Annotated in this window: 14 protein-coding genes; 12 read left to right on the top strand and 2 right to left on the bottom strand. The window is 39.6% G+C overall.

All coding sequences use genetic code 11. The annotated features are described in order from the left end of the window. Position 1 precedes the first annotated feature (1 nt). Positions 2-1,159, bottom strand: coding sequence for a molybdopterin molybdotransferase MoeA (locus tag EWU22_RS11250; protein ID WP_130925634.1), 1,158 nt, complete (start codon positions 1,157-1,159; stop codon positions 2-4). 88 nt (positions 1,160-1,247) lie between these two features. On the opposite strand from EWU22_RS11250, the gene moaC reads away from it, so the two are divergent. Further along, positions 1,248-1,721 carry a cyclic pyranopterin monophosphate synthase MoaC gene (gene moaC, locus EWU22_RS11245; protein ID WP_130925633.1) on the top strand — a complete coding sequence of 158 codons (474 nt, stop codon included), beginning with the start codon at positions 1,248-1,250 and terminating at the stop codon, positions 1,719-1,721. Next, the gene (locus EWU22_RS11240; protein ID WP_130925632.1) at positions 1,721-2,380 is read left to right on the top strand and encodes a thiamine diphosphokinase; all 660 of its coding nucleotides are present in this window, start codon (positions 1,721-1,723) and stop codon (positions 2,378-2,380) included. Before moaC ends, EWU22_RS11240 begins: the two co-directional genes overlap by 1 nt. On the opposite strand, the gene EWU22_RS11235 is transcribed toward EWU22_RS11240, so the two are convergent. Then, positions 2,377-3,633, bottom strand: a complete 1,257-nt coding sequence (locus tag EWU22_RS11235; RefSeq protein ID WP_130925631.1) for a replication-associated recombination protein A — start codon at positions 3,631-3,633, stop codon at positions 2,377-2,379. The two genes, EWU22_RS11240 and EWU22_RS11235, sit on opposite strands and share 4 nt — an antisense overlap. Positions 3,634-3,764: 131 nt before the next feature. On the opposite strand from EWU22_RS11235, the gene EWU22_RS11230 reads away from it, so the two are divergent. The 10 genes from EWU22_RS11230 to EWU22_RS11185 all read left to right on the top strand — a co-directional run bounded on the left by EWU22_RS11230 (position 3,765) and on the right by EWU22_RS11185 (position 18,279). Beyond that, positions 3,765-4,688, top strand: coding sequence for a TIM barrel protein (locus tag EWU22_RS11230; RefSeq protein ID WP_109323409.1), 924 nt, complete (start codon positions 3,765-3,767; stop codon positions 4,686-4,688). A gap of 130 nt (positions 4,689-4,818) precedes the next feature. Beyond that, a complete protein-coding gene (locus tag EWU22_RS11225) occupies positions 4,819-6,153 on the top strand; it encodes an amidohydrolase (protein ID WP_130925630.1) in 1,335 nt (444 codons plus the stop codon). 75 nt (positions 6,154-6,228) lie between these two features. Further along, positions 6,229-8,352, top strand: a complete 2,124-nt coding sequence (locus tag EWU22_RS11220) for a bifunctional aldolase/short-chain dehydrogenase (protein ID WP_130925629.1) — start codon at positions 6,229-6,231, stop codon at positions 8,350-8,352. Between the two features lie 15 nt (positions 8,353-8,367). Further along, positions 8,368-9,639: a TIM barrel protein gene (locus EWU22_RS11215; protein WP_130925628.1), complete on the top strand. Its 1,272-nt coding sequence runs from the start codon at positions 8,368-8,370 to the stop codon at positions 9,637-9,639. Positions 9,640-9,650: 11 nt separating this feature from the next. Beyond that, positions 9,651-11,033 carry an FGGY-family carbohydrate kinase gene (locus EWU22_RS11210; protein ID WP_231962886.1) on the top strand — a complete coding sequence of 461 codons (1,383 nt, stop codon included), beginning with the start codon at positions 9,651-9,653 and terminating at the stop codon, positions 11,031-11,033. Next, positions 11,024-11,740 (top strand): (Fe-S)-binding protein, encoded by a 717-nt coding sequence (locus EWU22_RS11205; protein WP_130925626.1) that lies wholly within the window; start codon positions 11,024-11,026, stop codon positions 11,738-11,740. Before EWU22_RS11210 ends, EWU22_RS11205 begins: the two co-directional genes overlap by 10 nt. Then, positions 11,727-13,094: a lactate utilization protein B gene (locus EWU22_RS11200; RefSeq protein WP_130925625.1), complete on the top strand. Its 1,368-nt coding sequence runs from the start codon at positions 11,727-11,729 to the stop codon at positions 13,092-13,094. The genes EWU22_RS11205 and EWU22_RS11200 overlap by 14 nt, the downstream gene beginning before the upstream one ends. Continuing rightward, entirely contained in the window at positions 13,091-13,642 is a 552-nt protein-coding gene (locus EWU22_RS11195; protein ID WP_130925624.1) for a LutC/YkgG family protein, read from the top strand. The genes EWU22_RS11200 and EWU22_RS11195 overlap by 4 nt, the downstream gene beginning before the upstream one ends. 291 nt (positions 13,643-13,933) lie before the next feature. Next, complete coding sequence (locus tag EWU22_RS11190) at positions 13,934-15,190, top strand: Gfo/Idh/MocA family oxidoreductase (RefSeq protein ID WP_193495312.1); 1,257 nt, start codon at positions 13,934-13,936, stop codon at positions 15,188-15,190. Between the two features lie 5 nt (positions 15,191-15,195). After that, positions 15,196-18,279, top strand: coding sequence for a DUF1080 domain-containing protein (locus EWU22_RS11185; RefSeq protein WP_130925623.1), 3,084 nt, complete (start codon positions 15,196-15,198; stop codon positions 18,277-18,279). The last annotated feature ends 13 nt before the right edge of the window (positions 18,280-18,292 follow it).

The raw sequence follows: 18,292 nt of genomic DNA, 5'->3' as shown, positions 1-18,292 counted from the left end.
GCTACAAAGGAAAATAGGTTAATTCATCATTAGGATCATTGGCTTTTTGCCACGCCAGGGCGTCGGCATGTTGCCAATGAACTAAATCCCCCGATCCATTATGTTGCAAGACTTTAGCTCGATGCTCACTGGTCCACTGGATGGGAATCCAATGATCCAAATTAGCTAAAGGGGCTTGTAAGCCTTCTATTTTAACTTGAGGAAAAGGAGTTTTTTGATCTTGAATCCAAGATAAAAAATAAATGGAAAAACAAACCAAAGTAGAGATGGGATTTCCAGGAAATGCAAAAATTACTTTGCCATCTTCTCGATTTCCTACCCAAAGTGGTTTACCCGGTTTTTGGGCTATTTTATGGAATTTGGCTTCAAAGCCTAAGTCCTTTAAAATGCCAGGAATATAATCTTTTTTGCCTGCTGAAACCCCTCCCGAAAGTAATAGAATATCAACGGTTGACAAGCTTGTTTTTAGTGATTGAAGGATGATAGTAGGGTCATCAGGTAAATGATGGTGTTTAGAAGTTATTCCTACATGCTGCAAAGCAGATTGCATCATGATGGAATTGGAGCTTCTGATTTGATGATCTAATGGGGTTTCTTCTATGGAAACTAATTCATCGCCTGTTGAAAAAACATGAATTTCTCCCAATTTCTCAATCCACAATTTGGAATAACCCACACTAGCAGCAATGGCAATATGATTGGCTTTTAATCGCGTTCCTTTTTTTAAAATGACTTGTCCTTGTTGAATATCACTTCCTTGCGTGTGAATGAAGCTCCCTTTTTCAATGGTATCATTCTTGCTTGAAACCCACTTTTTGCCCTCTTTTTCAAAAAAATCTAGGTCTTCAATTTTGATGACTGCCACGCAGTTTTTGGGCAGCGGAGATCCCGTCATGATTTCCCAAGCACCATCAGGATTTGAAAGACTTTTTTGAGTTTCGCCAGCAAAGGCGGTTCCATCCAAGGCCCATTCTTTGATATGTATATTACCTATAGCAATACCATCCATCATGACACGATCAAATGGTGGGAAATCGCGATCGGCTAATAGATCTTCCATTAAAATACCTCCTAAACAATGGATCAGCGGTAGATGAACTTTTTGTCTAGGAACAGGTATTTCTTGTAGAATTTGAAAAGCTTCTTGAGGTATTAACATATCTTTTTTTTATACTCAATCTATAAATTTCTAAAAAAATCGCTGAAATGACTCAATAGATGTATTTTTGTTTTCAATTAGCATCAATATGGCAGCAGAATTTTCACATTTGGACGCTCAAAATCAACCCGGTATGGTGGATGTCGGAGCTAAAAATAGTACGACTAGAGAAGCAAAAGCTCAATCCATTGTCTATTTAGGAGCTGAAATCATTCAGCATTTTGAAGCAGCCGGTTGGCAAAATAAAAAGGGGAGTATTTTGCAAACAGCCATTATTGCGGGGACTATGGCCGCCAAAAAGACGGGTGATTTAATTCCATTATGTCATCCCTTGGGATTAGATGCTTGTACTTTTGATATAGATGTGCAGGCAGAGGAAATTATTATCACTTGTACTTGTCGTTTACAGGCAAAAACAGGTGTAGAAATGGAAGCCTTGGTAGGCGCCAGTGTGGCGGCGTTGACCATTTACGACATGTGTAAATCCGTTTCCAAAGGTTTAGTAATTAAAGAGACCAAATTATTATCCAAATCAGGAGGTAAATCAGACTTTCAGGCCTAATGTCATCCCATCACATCATTCGAGAGAAACAGGAGCCCGCTTTGATCATCGCTAATGGCGAGGCTTGTTCCATGGACATATTGGAACAGCTATTGGAATGGTCCCCTACGGTTATTGTCTTGGATGGAGCCTTGGAACGCGTAATTGAATTGGGTATTAAAGTAGATGTTTGGTTAGGTGATTTTGATCGATCGTTTAGTTCAGGAATGAATTACGACGATTATCCACTTAAAAAAGTACATACACCTGATCAGTTATATACTGATTTGGAAAAAGCTTTTCATTATTTAATTGAAGAAGGGTTTCCTGCTGTGAATGTGGTTTGGGCTACGGGTAAACGCATGGATCATACGCTCAATAATTTTCATTCCATGGCAAGGTATGGTAGAGACTTGAAAATTGTCATGATTGATGATTATTCAGTGAGTTATTTATTACCACCTGTTTTTGAAAAATGGTATCCAGAAGGCACTTCCATTTCATTAATGCCCATGGCGGAGGCTAAACAAATATCAAGTTCAGGATTGTTGTATGAATTAGATCGATTGGATCTGTGTATAGGTCAAAGGACAGGTTCTAGCAATGTGACAAAGGCAGATGGGATGGTGAAAATCACCTATGAAAGCGGTCAATTGCTCCTGATGGAGTGTCATGATTAATCTTCTTTTTTTGAATTTTTAGGACGCATTTTATCTTCTGCTGGGTTATTAGCTGGCTGATAAAAGGTTGGGTATACATCCAATTCGGGCATGTAGTTTTGTGCTACCCAATGTCCAGGGTAATTGTGCGGATATTTATAGTCGGCTCCATAATTTAGTTCTTTCATGAGTTTCGTAGGAGCATTCCTTAAGTGTAAGGGGACAGGTAAATTGCCTGTTTTTTCCACAAATGCCAACGCTTCATCGATGGCCAAATATGCTGAATTACTTTTAGGGGAATTGGCTAAATAAATAACAGCTTGGGAGAGGATAATACGTGATTCTGGATTTCCGATGACACGAATGGAATCAAAACAAGCTTGGGCTAACAAAAGCGCATTGGGGTTTGCTAAACCAATGTCTTCTGAGGCTAATATAAGTAATCTCCGGCCGATAAATTCCAAAGATTCTCCTCCTTGAAGCATTCTAGCTAACCAATATATGGCTGCATTCGCATCTGAACCCCGAATGGATTTGATGAAGGCCGAAATGATGTCGTAATGCTGCTCCCCATCTTTATCGTATAAAGCTAGATTTTTTTGTAATCTTTCTGTAACCAAGGCATTGGTGATAGTCAATTCATTGGAATTAGCAGAACTGACTAGTAATTCAAATAAATTGTACAGCTTCCTGCCATCACCCCCCGAAAAATGGTAAAGTGCATCGGTTTCTTGAAGAGTGATTTTTTTGCTTTTAAATAGAGGGTCAATTTGAATAGCCCTTTCCAACATTTGAACCATGTGGCTTTCTTGCAAGGGCTGAAGAACATATACCTGACAACGAGAAAGCAATGCGGAAATAACCTCAAAAGATGGATTTTCCGTGGTAGCACCAATCAACGTGACAATACCTTTTTCTACGGCACCTAATAAAGAATCTTGTTGGGATTTCGAAAAACGGTGAATCTCATCAATGAATAGAATGGGCGAATTAGCTTCGAACATTCGATTTTTTTTAGCTAAATCCAAGGTTTCTCGTACTTCTTTTACTCCAGAAGATACGGCAGATAGCGTATAAATGGTCCTTTTTAAGGCAGTGGCCAATAATACAGCTAAAGTTGTTTTACCCACTCCGGGTGGCCCCCATAGAATACACGAAGGTAAGTGTCCAGCATCAATAGCTCTTCGAAGTGGCCCTTGTGGCCCCATCAAATGTTCTTGTCCAATATAGTCCTCCAATAGGGAAGGACGCATTCGTTCGGCGAGCGGTTGCATAGTCTTCGAAGTTACGCTTTTTAACTAAAATCTGGGATGGGGTTTGAAGGAATCAGGATAAATAATCTCAGAAAAGGATAAAAAATTCATTTAGAATTCTAATTTTGAAAGATAAATAAATCTAAATAATTATGAATTCATCGCGTAGATCATTTTTACAAAAGAGTGCAGTGGCATTAGGAGCTGCAGCCTTCACTTCTTCGACTTGGGAAGCTTTAGCAAATGCGAAAGCTAAGAAAATAGTAGGAGTTCAATTGTATTCCATTCGGGAAGACATGCGAGCTGATCCTATGGGTACATTGACTAAATTGGCTGAAATGGGCTACAAATATGTAGAACATGCCAACTATGTCAATCGTAAGTTTTATGGTTGGTCAGCACAAGAATTTAGAAAGAGATTAGATGGATTAGGCTTGAAAATGCCTAGTGGACATACCGTGATGGGTAAACAACATTGGGATGAGTCGAAAAAAGAATTTACTGATTTGTGGAAATATACGGTAGAAGATGCTGCTGTATGTGGACAAGAGATTGTAATAAGTCCATCTTTGGATAAGTCGATCCGTACCTCATCAAGTTTGTTTAAAACTTACATGGATGTATTCAATAAGTCGGGAGAGTTATGCCAAAAATCAGGTATGCGCTTTGGCTATCACAACCATGATTTTGAGTTTTCTGAGAAATTGGATGGAGTGACTTTATTCGATTTAATTATGGAAAATACAGATTCTAAATTGGTTGCTCAGCAATTAGACATAGGTAACATGATTAATGGTGGGGGTGTTCCAGCAGAAATTTTGAAAAAATATCCAGGTCGTTTTGTCTCCATGCACGTGAAAGATGAGATTGCATCAGCGCCGGGTCATGGTGAAAAATACGAAAGTACGATTTTAGGTACTGGTATTATTTCTGTGTTGGAGATGGTGAAGTTGGGAGAAAAGAAGGGTGGAACGAAGCACTTCATCATTGAGCAAGAATCATATCAAGGTAAAAAGCCAATTGATTGCGTGAAAGAAGATTTAGAAATCATGAAGAAATGGGGTTACGTTTCTTAGATATGGTAAGCCTGACGGATATGAAATCTTGAAGCTATCATACGATTTGATTTTTTGTATATTGCATCCACTAAATTGTCAAGGAAAGAGCTCAGCTCTTTCCTTTTGTTTGATATAAAAAAACATGAATATGAAAGCATTTATTACTTTACCTACTTTATTGCTCTTGGGGCCATTGGCCTTTTCGCAAGCTTCACTTAAGCCGATTATCAACCAAAAAGCTCAAGCAATAGAATCTAAAACGATTGCTTGGAGAAGGGATTTTCATGAGCACCCTGAATTAGGAAATAATGAGATTCGGACTGCAGGGATTATTGCAGCCCATTTAAGATCTCTAGGGATCGAAGTACAAGAAAAAGTAGCTAAAACAGGAGTGGTAGGGATATTAAAAGGGGGTAAGCCTGGTCCAGTGGTTGCTTTAAGAGCAGACATGGATGGGCTACCTGTGACGGAACGAGGCGATTTGCCCTTTAAGTCGACGGTAACTACGGAGTACAATGGACAGAAAACAGGAATTATGCATGCTTGTGGACATGATAGTCACATGGCTATCTTAATGTCTGTTGCAGAAATTTTAGCTTCGGAAAAGAGTCATTTAGCGGGAACCGTGAAATTTATTTTTCAACCTGCAGAAGAAGGAGTTTACGGGGCAAGAGGAGAGAAAATTGTTTCTGGAGCCGAATTAATGGTTCAGGAGGGAGTGTTAGAGAATCCTAAGGTAGATGCTATTTTTGGATTGCATATTATGGCGGAAGCAGCAGCAGGAACCATACAGTATCGTCCTGGGGCTACCATGGCCGCAGTTGATGAGTTGGATATACAGGTAAAAGGTAAGCAAGCGCATGGGGCTTATCCATGGCAAGGTATTGACCCAATTGTTATTTCTTCTCAAATCATCTTGGGCTTACAGACTATTGTGAGTAGGAATGTGAATTTACCTGAAGATCCAGCTATCGTGACAGTAGGAGCTATTCATAGTGGAATACGGTATAACATTATTCCTGAAAGTGCGAGTATGATTGGTACGATTAGGACTTTTGGTACAGAACAAAGAAAATTAGTTCACCAGCGAATTACTGATATCGCGACAAACATTGCCAAAAGTGGAGGTGCAGTGGCAGACGTACACATCGGTACGGGTTATCCTGCAACGATCAATGATGTTAACTTAGTAGATAAAATGCTTCCGGCGCTTATAGAACTGAATGGGCGTGACAAAGTGCTTTTAAAGCCTGCTCATACAGGTGCGGAAGATTTTAGTTTTTTTCAAGAAAAAATCCCGGGATTCTTTTTCTTTTTAGGAGGAAGATCTTTGGATAAGTTGAACGTACCAGTGGCAAGTCATCATACTCCTGATTTTCAGATAGATGAGTCCGGATTTCAGCTTGGAGTGAAAGCATTGAGCCATTTAGTGGTCGATTATTTTGAACAAGCCATGCCTGTGGCAAAAAAGAGTAAGAAATAAAAATAGGACTGTCCTTATAAAGACTAGGACGGTTTTAACTTGACAAGATTTAATTTTACTGAAAAAAAAGGAGATATGTCCCAAAATTATCAGCATGTATCCTACCTATGGGAGGATTCAAAAGCAGCGTCTTTATCTGGAAACGAGGTAGATTTATTTATTTACAGATCCAATATACTTGGAGCAGATTTAAGAATTACGAACTATGGAGGTGGTAATACCTCGGTCAAAATAAAAGATAAGGATCCCTTAACAGGACAAGAGACAGAAGTGATGTGGATTAAGGGTTCTGGTGGAGACATCGGTACCTTGAAGAAATCAGGATGTGCAGCCTTGTATTTGGATCGTTTATTAAGTTTAGAGAATGTCTATCGTGGTTTAGAGCACGAGGATGAAATGGTGGAGTTATTTAACCATTGTATTTTCGATTTAGCATCTAAAGCACCTTCTATTGATACTCCATTGCATGGTTTCTTACCATTCAAGCACATCGATCACTTGCATCCGGATGCGGCTATTGCTATTGCAGCTGCAAAAGACGGTAAGAAAATTACAGAAGAATTATTTGGAGGACAGATTGGTTGGGTTGGCTGGCAGCGTCCTGGATTTGATTTAGGTCTGCAATTGCGTGCTTGTTTACAAGAGGCAGCAGCTAAAGGAATTCAATTACGCGGTATCATGTTAGGTTCACATGGATTGTTTACTTGGGCTGATACATCCTACGATTGTTATTTAAACACGTTGGATGTCATTGAAAAGTGTGCTGAGTACATCAAGCAAAATGAAGGAAAGACAAGACCTGTTTTTGGTGGCCCTAAAATTACTTCACTAGAAACAGATAAGCGTATTTCTCAAGCGGAGGCTATTGCGCCAGTATTGAGAGGTTTCTGCTCTTCTTATGTTCAAATGATCGGTCATTTTTCCGATGATGAGCGTGTACTTCAGTTTATCAACTCGAATGATTTGGATGTATTGGCTCCACTAGGAACCTCTTGCCCAGATCACTTCCTTCGTACCAAAATTTCCCCACTGGTATTGAACTTGAAACCAGATCAGGATTTATCTGATGTGGAAGGAATTAAGGCGCAAATTCAGCCTTTGTTTGAGGCATATCGTGTTATGTATGCTGAATACCATGCTACTTGTGCACGTCCGAATAGTCCTGCTATGCGTGACCCTAATCCGGTTGTTATTTTATACCCAGGAGTAGGTATGTTTACTTTCGCTAAAGATAAACAAACAGCTCGTGTAGCGGCAGAATTCTATACGAATGCCATTAATGTCATGCGCGGTGCAGAGGCTATTTCAAAATATACTTCATTACCTCGTCAAGAGGCATTTGATATTGAATATTGGTTATTGGAAGAAGCCAAATTACAGCGTATGCCAAAACCTAAGAGCATGTCGGGCCGTGTGGCTTTTGTAACAGGTTCAGCGGGTGGAATTGGTAAAGCTATTGCTAAGAAAATGGCTCAAGAAGGTGCTTGCGTTGTTATTAATGACGTGAATGCTGAGCGCATGGAGGAGGCAAAGAAGGAATTTACAGCCTTGTTTGGTAAAGATTCTGTATCGACTGTTTTAGCCGATGTTACAAGTCAAGAATCCATCGAAAATGCGATGGGAGAAGCTTGTTTGGCTTTTGGTGGAGTAGATGTAATTGTGAACAATGCAGGTATTAGTATTTCAAAAGGTATTTTAGAGCATACTCAGCAAGATTGGGATCGCTTATTTGATATTTTAGTGAAAGGTCAGTTCTTGGTTAGCCAAGCAGCTGTAGCTATTATGCGTAAGCAAAATTTAGGAGGGGATATTGTGAATATCGTTTCTAAAAATGCATTTGTAGCAGGACCTAATAACGCAGGTTATGGTTCAGCGAAGGCAGCACAGGCTCATATGACGCGTTTATTGGCGGCTGAATTAGGACCAGATCGCATTCGTGTGAATACGGTTAATCCAGATGCTGTTATTGCGGATTCTAATATTTGGGCCGGAGGTTGGGCAGAAGGACGTGCTAAGGCATACGGAATTAAGGTAGAAGAATTACCTGCTTTCTATGCGAAGCGTACTTTATTGAATCAATCTATTTTACCAGAAGATATTGCCAATGCTTGTTATGCATTTGTTGGCGGATTGTTGCATAAATCTACCGGAAATGCATTGAATGTAGACGGTGGAGTAGCAGCAGGATTTTTACGTTAAATCGGAGAGAATTACATGTTTGTTGGAGAAAAATTACATGACCACAATGCGCTTTGTTTAGCAGCGCACGAAAGAAGATATACTTTTATTAATTCAGAGGTAGCCATTCCATCTGATTTGATATCTAAATTGAAGGATTTTCAGATCGCGATTCCATCTTGGGCCTTGGGCACAGGTGGGACGCGATTTGGTCGTTTTTCAGGAGGTGGAGAACCTCGTAATTTGGAAGAAAAAATTGCAGATGTAGGTTTATTGCACGCATTGAACCAAACTTCAGGAGCAATTTCCTTGCATATTCCTTGGGATAGTACGACTAATCCAGCGGCGATTAAAGCCTTAGCAGCTCAGCATGGTTTAGCCTTTGATGCCGTTAATTCAAATACTTTTCAAGATCAAGCGAATCAAGCATTGAGCTATAAATTTGGTTCATTGCAACACGTAGATGCAGCGGTAAGAAAACAAGCAGTTCAACATAATATTGATGTAATTCAACAAGGGATTGAGTTAGGTTCTAAGTCTTTGACCGTTTGGTTGTCGGACGGTTCTTGTTTCCCTGGGCAACTGAACTTCAGAAAAGCCTACGAACGTACCGTTGAAAGCTTAAAAGAAATATATGCAGCTTTACCGGGCGACTGGAAGTTGTTTTTAGAATACAAAGCGTACGAGCCTAATTTCTATTCAACTACAGTAGGAGATTGGGGCCAATCATATTCCATGGTGAATAAATTGGGAGAAAAAGCATATACTTTAGTGGATTTAGGTCATCATTTGCCCAATGCCAATATTGAGCAAATTGTTTCATTATTGTTGATGGAAGGTAAATTGGGTGGTTTTCATTTCAATGATTCCAAATATGGTGATGATGATTTAACTGCTGGGTCCATTAAACCTTACCAGCTATTCTTGATTTTCAACGAATTAGTGGATGGGATGGATGCCAAAGGGATGAATCATGCCAAAGATTTGGGTTGGATGATTGACGCCTCTCATAATGTAAAAGATCCACTAGAAGATTTGTTGCAATCTGTTGAAGCTATTCAAATGGCTTATGCCCAAGCTTTATTAGTTGATCGCGCCGCATTAGAAGTCGCAAGAAATGCGAATGATGTGGTGGCATGTCAGGAGATTTTACAAACAGCTTTCCGTACAGATGTTCGTTCGCTAGTAGCACAAGCTAGATTAGAACTAGGGGGAGCCTTAGATCCTTTGGCTTTATTCCGCGACTTAGGTATTAGAAATCAATTGATTCAAGAAAGAGGTGCCAAAACTCAGGCTACGGGATTATAAAGATGTCAGTGGTGGAGAAACTTCCTGTAATTGCAATTTTTGATATTGGCAAAACCAATAAGAAATTATTCCTTTGGGATAAGAACTACCAGATTGTATTAGAGAAAAGCCAAAATTTTGCTGAGATTCCAGATGAAGATGGATTCATGGGTGAAGATTTGGCTGCAGTGCAAGCGTGGGTATTGGCTTCTTTTGCCGAAGTACAACAAGATCCTCGATTCGATATTTTAGCCTTGAATTTTTCAGGTTACGGAGCCACCGTTGTATTTATCAATGAGCAAGGAGAATCCGTTTTACCTTTATATAATTATTTGAAGCCATTTCCTGCTGATTTAGCTAATGCATTTTATGCACGTTATGGTGGAGAATCTGAAGTTGCTCGAGCTACGGCATCACCTATTTTGGGGAGTTTGAATTCGGGCATGATGGCTTACTGGATGGCAAAAGCCACTAAAAATCAAGATAAAGGAATTCGATGGGTATTACATTGGCCCAATTATTTGTCGAGTTTGTTTACCCACCAATTTTACACAGAATTAACCTCGGTAGGTTGCCATACCCATTTGTGGGATTTTGACCATCAACGTTATCATGAATGGGTAGAAAAGGAAGGATTGATACAGATGCTACCACCAACGGTATTGGCACATCAAACATTTCCAATGAATGGTTCCAGCTTGCCAGTGGGAGTGGGTTTGCATGATTCCTCTTCTGCATTAATTCCTTACTTGAAGCAATTTAAAGAGCCATTTTTATTATTGTCGACAGGTACATGGTGTATTTCTATGCACCCATTCAATGCGCAACCATTGACTCCGGTTGAATTGAAAAACGATGTTTTGTCATTTTTGCAATACAACGGTAAGCCAGTCAAAGCTGCTAGATTGTTTGCTGGAAATGAGCATGAAATTCAATTAAAAAGATTACAAGCTCATTTTGCCGTAGATAAAAAAGCCCATTTAACGGTACCTTATTCTACTCATTTGAATGCGCTACTTAGCCATCAAATAGAAAATAAGATGCCTTCCTTGAAAGAAGCAAATGCTGCTTTTTTAGCTAATTCAGGCTTTGATTCTCGTGATTTAGGTATTTTTGAAAATTTCGAACAAGCATACCAACAGTTTATGGTAGATTTGGTTGTTCAGCAAATATATTCGTTACGCCTCCTATTGGACTCATCTCCTGTTGATCGCATTTTGGTAGATGGAGGATTTAGTAAAAATGAAATTTATATGCGGCTTTTGGCCTATGCGTTTCCAGAAGTTGCTATCTATGGTGCCGAAGTAGCACAGGCTAGTTCTTTAGGAGCAGCCTTAGCCATACATTCAACCTGGAATGATCAAGAAATACCCATTAATTTGGTGAGCCTAAAAAGATATGAAGCATGCGAGTAGCCTTATTTGTTCCTTGTTACATTGATCAATTTTATCCACAGGTAGCAATAGCTAGTTTAGAATTATTGGAGAAATTGGGATGTGAAGTTATTGTGCCCGAGAATCAAACTTGCTGTGGGCAACCCATGGCTAATTCAGGTTTTGCACATATTACAGGGGGATGTGATACGAATTTTTCAACTAATTTCTCAGGCTTTGATTATATCGTGGGACCATCAGGCTCTTGTGTATTGCATTTGAAAGAACATCATCCAGATTCAAAAATCAGATCTAGTGTATATGAAATTTGTGAGTTTTTAGTCGATGTCTTGAAGGTAAAATCATTGCCATCCTATTTTCCACATAAGGTAGGCTTGCACCAAAGTTGCCATGGTCAGCGAGGTTTGCGCATTTCCTCCATGACTGAATTGAATGAAAAGCCTTTTTCTAAGTTGACTTATTTATTGGATTTAGTAAAAGGTTGTGAGTGGAAATATCCAGAGCGACAAGATGAATGTTGTGGGTTTGGCGGTACATTTTGTGTGACCGAAGAGGCAGTCTCGGTAAAAATGGGACAAGATCGCATACTAGAACATCAAGCCAATGAGGTAGAATACATCGTAGGGGCAGATACTTCATGTTTAATGCATATGGAAGGGATTCTGAAACGTTCAGCATCAAATGTAGGAGTGAAACACATCGTAGAAATATTGAATGCACATGCTTAGTCACGCGGAAGCTTCTGAGAAATTCATTGCCAATCAAGAAAGAACGGATTGGCATGATGATACCTTGTGGTTTGTAAGAGCCAAACGAGATAAGGCTAGTAAGTTGCTTCCTGAGTGGGAGGCATTACGAAATCAAGCTTCTCAAATTAAGGAGCATATCCTTAGTAATTTGCCTCAATATCTCTTGGAGTTTGAGGCAAATGCACAGGCCAATGGCGTTCAAGTTCATTGGGCGAAAGATGCTCATGAACATAATGAAATCGTTTATTCCATCATTCAAAAACATGGAGATAAGGCTTTGGTGAAAAGCAAATCAATGTTAACTGAGGAATGTCATTTGAATGCTTATTTAGAGCAAAAAGGGATTGATGTAGTTGATACAGACTTGGGCGAGCGTATTGTTCAGTTTAGAAAAGAAGTACCTAGTCATATTGTATTACCAGCCATTCACCTAAAAAAGGAGGATGTTGGAGAAACATTCCATCAACATTTAGGAACTCCCAAGGGGAATAAGGATCCACAATTTTTAACAGAAGCAGCTAGAATTCACTTGAGAGAGAAGTTCTTAGGAGCTAAAGTAGCCATTACTGGGGTCAATTTTGCTGTTGCCGAAACGGGTGAATTTGTGGTTTGTACCAATGAAGGTAATGCTGATATGGGTGCCCATTTGTCGGATGTGCATATTGCTTGTATGGGGATTGAAAAAATTATTCCTAAGCGACAAGACTTAGGTGTTTTTCTTCGTCTTTTGGCACGGAGTGCGACAGGACAATTGATTACAACCTATTCAAGTCATTTTGCCAAACCACGTGACGGTCAAGAAATGCACATTGTTTTGGTAGATAACGGTCGTTCGAGGCAATTGGCTCGTGATGAATTTAGAAATTCGTTAAAGTGCATTCGATGTGCTGCTTGTTTTAATACCTGTCCCGTTTATCGTAGAAGTGGTGGGCATAGTTATCACCAACCAGTAGCGGGTCCTATTGGGTCCATTTTAGCGCCTAATTTTGATAAAAAGGCTAATGTAGATTTGCCTTTTGCTAGTACTTTATGCGGAAGTTGTTCCAATGTTTGTCCTGTTAAAATCAATATTCATGAGCAGTTATGGTTTTGGCGACAAGATTTAATGAAAGAAGGATTGGCACCGGCAGGTAAAGTATTTGGTATGAAATTGATGGCATGGCTGATGTCAAGCCCCGCTGTATTTAGAATGGCTGGGGGAATTGGTAGAAAAGTCATGAATTGGTTTCCATTTTTAGTGAACAATGGAATGAATCCATGGTATAAGCAAAGGGAAATGCCTTCGCCTCCCAAACAAAGTTTTCAGGAATGGTATAAATCGAATCGATCATGAGTAGTCGGGAAGAAATAATCAAGGCTTTGCAGGAAGTGAAAGTGCCTGCTAAGGCATATCCAGGGGCATTCACAGCTCAGGTGATTGGAGATGATATCTTGGCAGACTTTCTCCATGCTATGGTAGTAGTTAGTACTACTGTTATTCAAGTGAAAGAAGCAGCAGATGCCGCTCCAGCATTAGATAAACATTTTCCTAACATGCAACGCGTTCGTCTGAACCCATTAGCTGATGGATTAAGTTTAGCGGATATCGATGTATTGGAAATAGATGGGGATTTTGGTGTGGCTGAAAATGGAGCCATTTGGTTGGATGACTCCACCTTACCGCATCGTGTGGCACCGTTTATTTGCCAACATTTAGTGATTTATTTATCTCAAAAGAATCTTTTGCCCACTTTGCAAGAGGCGTATATACGCTTGGGTGATAAACAAACAGGCTTTGGTGTCTTTTTATCGGGCCCATCCAAAACAGCAGACATTGAACAATCGTTGGTGATTGGTGCTCATGGTGCTAGGAGTTTGGTGGTGGTGTTGACCGAATGCTAAACGCTGGCAAGGTTCCGAACCTTGACAGCGTTGGGTGATGATTGCCTTTCGAAGCAAAGGTCCTTCGGTCAACGATTTTATTTCTAAATTATTGGATCAGTAAATTGATATTGACAGGATTGATTGCTTTGGAATCCCAATACTCCTTTTCAATAAATTGATAATTTCTTAGGTCATATCCATTGGTCAAAGAGCAAGAATAAAATTGCATCCAATAGATAAATCCATGACAGTAAAGTCCAAGAAAAAGCTTTTTTTTTTCTATCTTGTCCCAATAAGCTTATTTATCATATGAAAGTCTCTCGGAGAAAATTTATTGGGCAGTCCGCATTAGGATTTGCCGCATTTAGTATTGTTCCACGCCATGTATTAGGTAAGGGTTATTTAGCCCCAAGCGACCAATTAACTAAGGCCATTGTTGGTACTGGTGGAATGGGTCGTGGACATATTCCTTATGCAGGTACAAGGGTAGTAGCTCTTTGCGATGTGGACAAAAAGAATCTACAATTAGGTTTAAATGAGGTAGAGAAAGGAGTGAAATCCTTTAGTGATTACCGCGAGTTAATTCAATTACCAGAAGTGGACATCGTTCACGTAGCAACTCCTCCTCACTGGCATGGAATTATTGCTGCTGATGCTGTTAAGGCAGGTAAGGATGTGTGGTGTGAAAAACCAATGACACGTACCATTGGGGAAGGAAAAAGATTGACAGAGGCAGTGCAACAGCACGGCCGGATCTTTCGTTTAAACACCTGGTTCCGTTTTGAAGGTAATTTTTATGGAATGAATACCACCATTAAGCCAATCAAGAAATTAGTTGATTCTGGTTTATTAGGATGGCCTTTGAAAGTAACCATCTCTAGACATACAGGTTTTGATTGGAAATTCTATTGGGTAGGTAAAACAGGCTTAACCCAACAGCCCGTTCCTGCTGAATTAGATTATGACATGTGGTTAGGACCAGCTCCATACAAACCTTATAATGTACACCGTACGCATCAGACATTCCGTGGTTATTGGGATTATGATGGAGGTGCCTTAGGTGATATGGGTCAACATTACATTGATCCTGTTCAATATTTATTGGGTAAAGATGATACTAGTCCTATTTATGTAGAAGTGGATGCACCTGTGCAGGATGCAGATGCTGTAGGTACATTCCGTCGGATTACTTACACCTTTGCCGATGGTTGTCAAATCGTTTTAGATGGAGAAGGTAGAGATGAAAATGTTGCCTACATCGAAGGTCCAAAAGGAAAAGTATTCCGTGGATTTAAAACAGACATTCCTGACTTAGAACGTAAATTGGCAGAATTCCCTGAGCCGCCAGCTCAACAAACAGATTTTGTAGATGCCGTAAAAGGAAGAAAAACATTTGCATTAAATGATCAAAATGGTCACCGTTCTTGTACCATTGTCAATATGGGTTTAATCGCCATGCGTTTGAACAGAAACCTGAAATTTGATCCTGTAAAACAAGAATTTGTCGGAGATGAAGAGGCCAATCGTTTGATTGACCAACCTATGCGTGCACCATTTACTATGTAATAACAATGAAAAAATATACTACTTCAATACTTAATTTATTGCTGATGGCTGCCCTTTCGCAAGGGACAGTCCTAGCGCAAAAGCAGTCAGCACCTATTTCCGTTAAGACGGGAACCAATGAAGCTGATCGCGCTGCTCGCGTACAAGCGAATTTGAAAATTATTCAAGAATCTACTGATGTGAATACCCAAGCTATCGCTATGTTGGCTTTGCAACCTATCGCTCGAGGGGAATCGATTTCAGTGATTATCCCATTTTTACAAAAGAATCACTTAGCAGGTCCTGCGGCTCGTTTATTGGTTAAATTGGCTCCTTTTGGTCAAGACCAAGTGGGGAAAGCTTTGTTGGCAGCTTTACAAAATGGTAACGCGGCTTATCAAAAAGATATGATTCAAGCTCTAACCGACATAAATTATAAAGCCGCTGGTTCAGCCATTGAAGCTTTATATCCATCGTCGGATCAACGTACCAATCAATTGATTTTAAGAGCAATAGCTGCTTTAGGTTCTCCTAATGCAAATAAAATTTTAAAAGAACAAGCGGCTAAAGCCAATGGTGCATATGAGCCTACGCAGGCTTTGGAATCCTATTTAGCTTTTGTTAAGTCAGCTAAAGATGCCAATGGGCTTAGTCCTTTAAATGTAACTTCTTGGCCTGCTGGTTCTCAAATAAAGGTCAGTGATGTACTTTTATCTAAGTCAAAAACTCCCGTAGCTTATTTGTTAGGAGCATTTGCTAAAACTTCTAATAATGAAGTAGAGGCTTATTTGGTTAAACATCTGATGAAGCATGCCAAAGCTAGTGATGCTAGTCAGGTAGCAGCAGCTTTCTCTAAGTGGTCTGATGCCAAGAAAACATCTTTTGTTCAAGCTGCTGGAAATGCGAAAGTTGCCTGGGCTTTAGCTCAAGTGACCGTGTCTGAAACATCTAAAAATGCAGGATTAAGAACAGCAGCTTCCATAGCTCGTTTGAAAATCCAAGGTAACGCTGGCTTAGCCAAAGTTTGGGCAACAGCTGCTAATGCTGAAGTGGACGGTGTTGCTGTAGGAGAAGTGGCTAGCAATTTAGCTGCGAATAGCTTTTTTGAGAAAAACGTAGCGTCCTATTCTCAGTTGAGTGCATCTCAACAAACCATTTTGTTGATTTATGCTTCTTACCGTCAATGGCCAGCTATCAAATCACATGTTTGGAATGCTGTACAATCCAATGACGCTACACGTGCTGCTGCTTATCAAGTATTATTCAGATGGGTTAGTCCTGCTGATTTTGATATCATTGCTCAAAAACTTTCTAATGCAAGTTCGGAGAGTGAAGTAAAACACTTACAAAGCTGTGTTACCCAAATTCAAAAATTGGATCCGACTGTCGCTAGCAAAGTGAATGGTTATGCGGTGAAAGCGAAAAATCAGTTGAACTGGATTCCATTTGTTTCAGAAGCAGAATCATTGGTATGGTTAGGCGATTTAGTGAAAAAATCCAAGAATTTGGAAGCCATTAAAGCCTATGTGAAGAGTAATGGTAAGGCTACACAAAATGTTACTCAACAAATCTTACGTTACCGGAATGCCTTGGATTTAACCCAAGATATGGATACTCGTGCTTTGGTATTTAGAGGTTTGGGTCGTTGCCCAAGTTTATCTGCTATGAGAACCTTGCAAATAGGTTTACAAGAGGCCAATGCTCGTTCGGTTGCAGCCGATGGTTTAACTAATTTATTTGTGGGAAATCCAGAATTACAAAGTCAAATGACCAAGGCTTGGGTTTTAGAAGCCTTGCCTTTTGTTTCTTCTGCTGATTTACGTACTTCTGCTCAAAAGGCCATTGATGCTTTAGGAAATAAGGTAGGTTTTTATTCCATGTTCAATGGTAAGGATTTATCGGGTTGGAAAGGCCTAGTAGAAAATCCAGTGAAACGCCGTGCCATGTCGGCTGATAGCTTAGCTATTAAGCAAGTAAAAGCGGATGAGAACATGCGTAAAGGTTGGTATGCCAAAGATGATCAATTGCATTTTACTGGTCATGGAGACAACCTTTGTTCAGTAAAAGATTACCAAGATTTTGAAATGTATGTCGATTGGAAAATTGAAAAAGATGGTGATGCTGGCATTTATTTACGCGGTGCTCCACAAGTTCAAATCTGGGATATTGCTCGTGTTAATGTAGGAGCCAATGTAGGTTCAGGTGGATTATATAACAATCAGATCAATGCTAAAAATCCATTAAAATTAGCGGATAACCCAGTAGAAGAATGGAATACATTCTACATTAAAATGGTGGGTGAGCGTGTAACGGTGTATTTGAATGGAGAGTTAGTAGTAGATAATACCATTTTAGAAAACTATTGGGATCGTAAAATTCCCATTTTTGTGAAAGATGCCATTGAATTACAAGCTCATGGTAACCACATTGTTTATCGTAACATCTATGTTAAAGAATTAGAACCTCAGCCATTGCAGACACTTTCAGATGAAGAGAAAGCACAAGGATTTGAGCTGTTATTTGATGGGTCTTCTTTATTCAAATGGACAGGAAATACGACGGATTATGTACCTGAAAATGGTAATTTGGTGATTTATCCTAAGCGTGGAGGAAAAGGTAATTTGTTTACGAAAAACGAGTATGCCAACTTCCACTTTAAATTTGATTTCCAATTAACGCCTGGTGCAAATAATGGATTGGGTATTCGTGCTCCATTAACAGGAGATGCTGCTTATGTGGGCATGGAATTACAAATCTTGGATAATACCGCTCCTGTATATGCTAATTTGCAGCCATACCAATACCATGGTTCTGTATATGGAATTATTCCTGCAAAGAAAGGTTTCTTAAAGCCGGTGGGTGAGTGGAATCAACAAGAAGTAATTGCTGAGGGAAATCACATCAAAGTGATTTTGAACGGAGAGGTGATTTTGGATGGAGATATAGCAGAAGCAACCAAAGGTGGAACTCCTGACCATAAAGAACATCCAGGATTATTTAACCCAAAAGGACATATTGGATTTTTAGGTCATGGAAATGAATTAAAATTCCGAAACATTCGAGTGAAAGAGCTTGTTCCAGTAGAAACAAAATCTAAAAAACGTAAATAGAATTTCGTTTATC

It is taken from the genome of Aquirufa nivalisilvae, assembly GCF_004307455.1.
GTDB lineage: Bacteria > Bacteroidota > Bacteroidia > Cytophagales > Spirosomataceae > Aquirufa > Aquirufa nivalisilvae.
Note: the sequence above shows the minus strand (reverse complement) of the source record. Positions and strands in the feature narration are given on the sequence as shown.

Excerpts from the sequence above, each read along its gene's own strand:
- EWU22_RS11250 (WP_130925634.1), bottom strand. The coding sequence starts at position 1,159 with ATGTTAATACCTCAAGAAGCTTTTCAAATTCTACAAGAAATACCTGTT.
- moaC (WP_130925633.1), top strand. The coding sequence starts at position 1,248 with ATGGCAGCAGAATTTTCACATTTGGACGCTCAAAATCAACCCGGTATG.
- EWU22_RS11240 (WP_130925632.1), top strand. The coding sequence starts at position 1,721 with ATGTCATCCCATCACATCATTCGAGAGAAACAGGAGCCCGCTTTGATC.
- EWU22_RS11235 (WP_130925631.1), bottom strand. The coding sequence starts at position 3,633 with ATGCAACCGCTCGCCGAACGAATGCGTCCTTCCCTATTGGAGGACTAT.
- EWU22_RS11230 (WP_109323409.1), top strand. The coding sequence starts at position 3,765 with ATGAATTCATCGCGTAGATCATTTTTACAAAAGAGTGCAGTGGCATTA.
- EWU22_RS11225 (WP_130925630.1), top strand. The coding sequence starts at position 4,819 with ATGAAAGCATTTATTACTTTACCTACTTTATTGCTCTTGGGGCCATTG.
- EWU22_RS11220 (WP_130925629.1), top strand. The coding sequence starts at position 6,229 with ATGTCCCAAAATTATCAGCATGTATCCTACCTATGGGAGGATTCAAAA.
- EWU22_RS11215 (WP_130925628.1), top strand. The coding sequence starts at position 8,368 with ATGTTTGTTGGAGAAAAATTACATGACCACAATGCGCTTTGTTTAGCA.
- EWU22_RS11205 (WP_130925626.1), top strand. The coding sequence starts at position 11,024 with ATGCGAGTAGCCTTATTTGTTCCTTGTTACATTGATCAATTTTATCCA.
- EWU22_RS11200 (WP_130925625.1), top strand. The coding sequence starts at position 11,727 with ATGCACATGCTTAGTCACGCGGAAGCTTCTGAGAAATTCATTGCCAAT.
- EWU22_RS11195 (WP_130925624.1), top strand. The coding sequence starts at position 13,091 with ATGAGTAGTCGGGAAGAAATAATCAAGGCTTTGCAGGAAGTGAAAGTG.
- EWU22_RS11190 (WP_193495312.1), top strand. The coding sequence starts at position 13,934 with ATGAAAGTCTCTCGGAGAAAATTTATTGGGCAGTCCGCATTAGGATTT.
- EWU22_RS11185 (WP_130925623.1), top strand. The coding sequence starts at position 15,196 with ATGAAAAAATATACTACTTCAATACTTAATTTATTGCTGATGGCTGCC.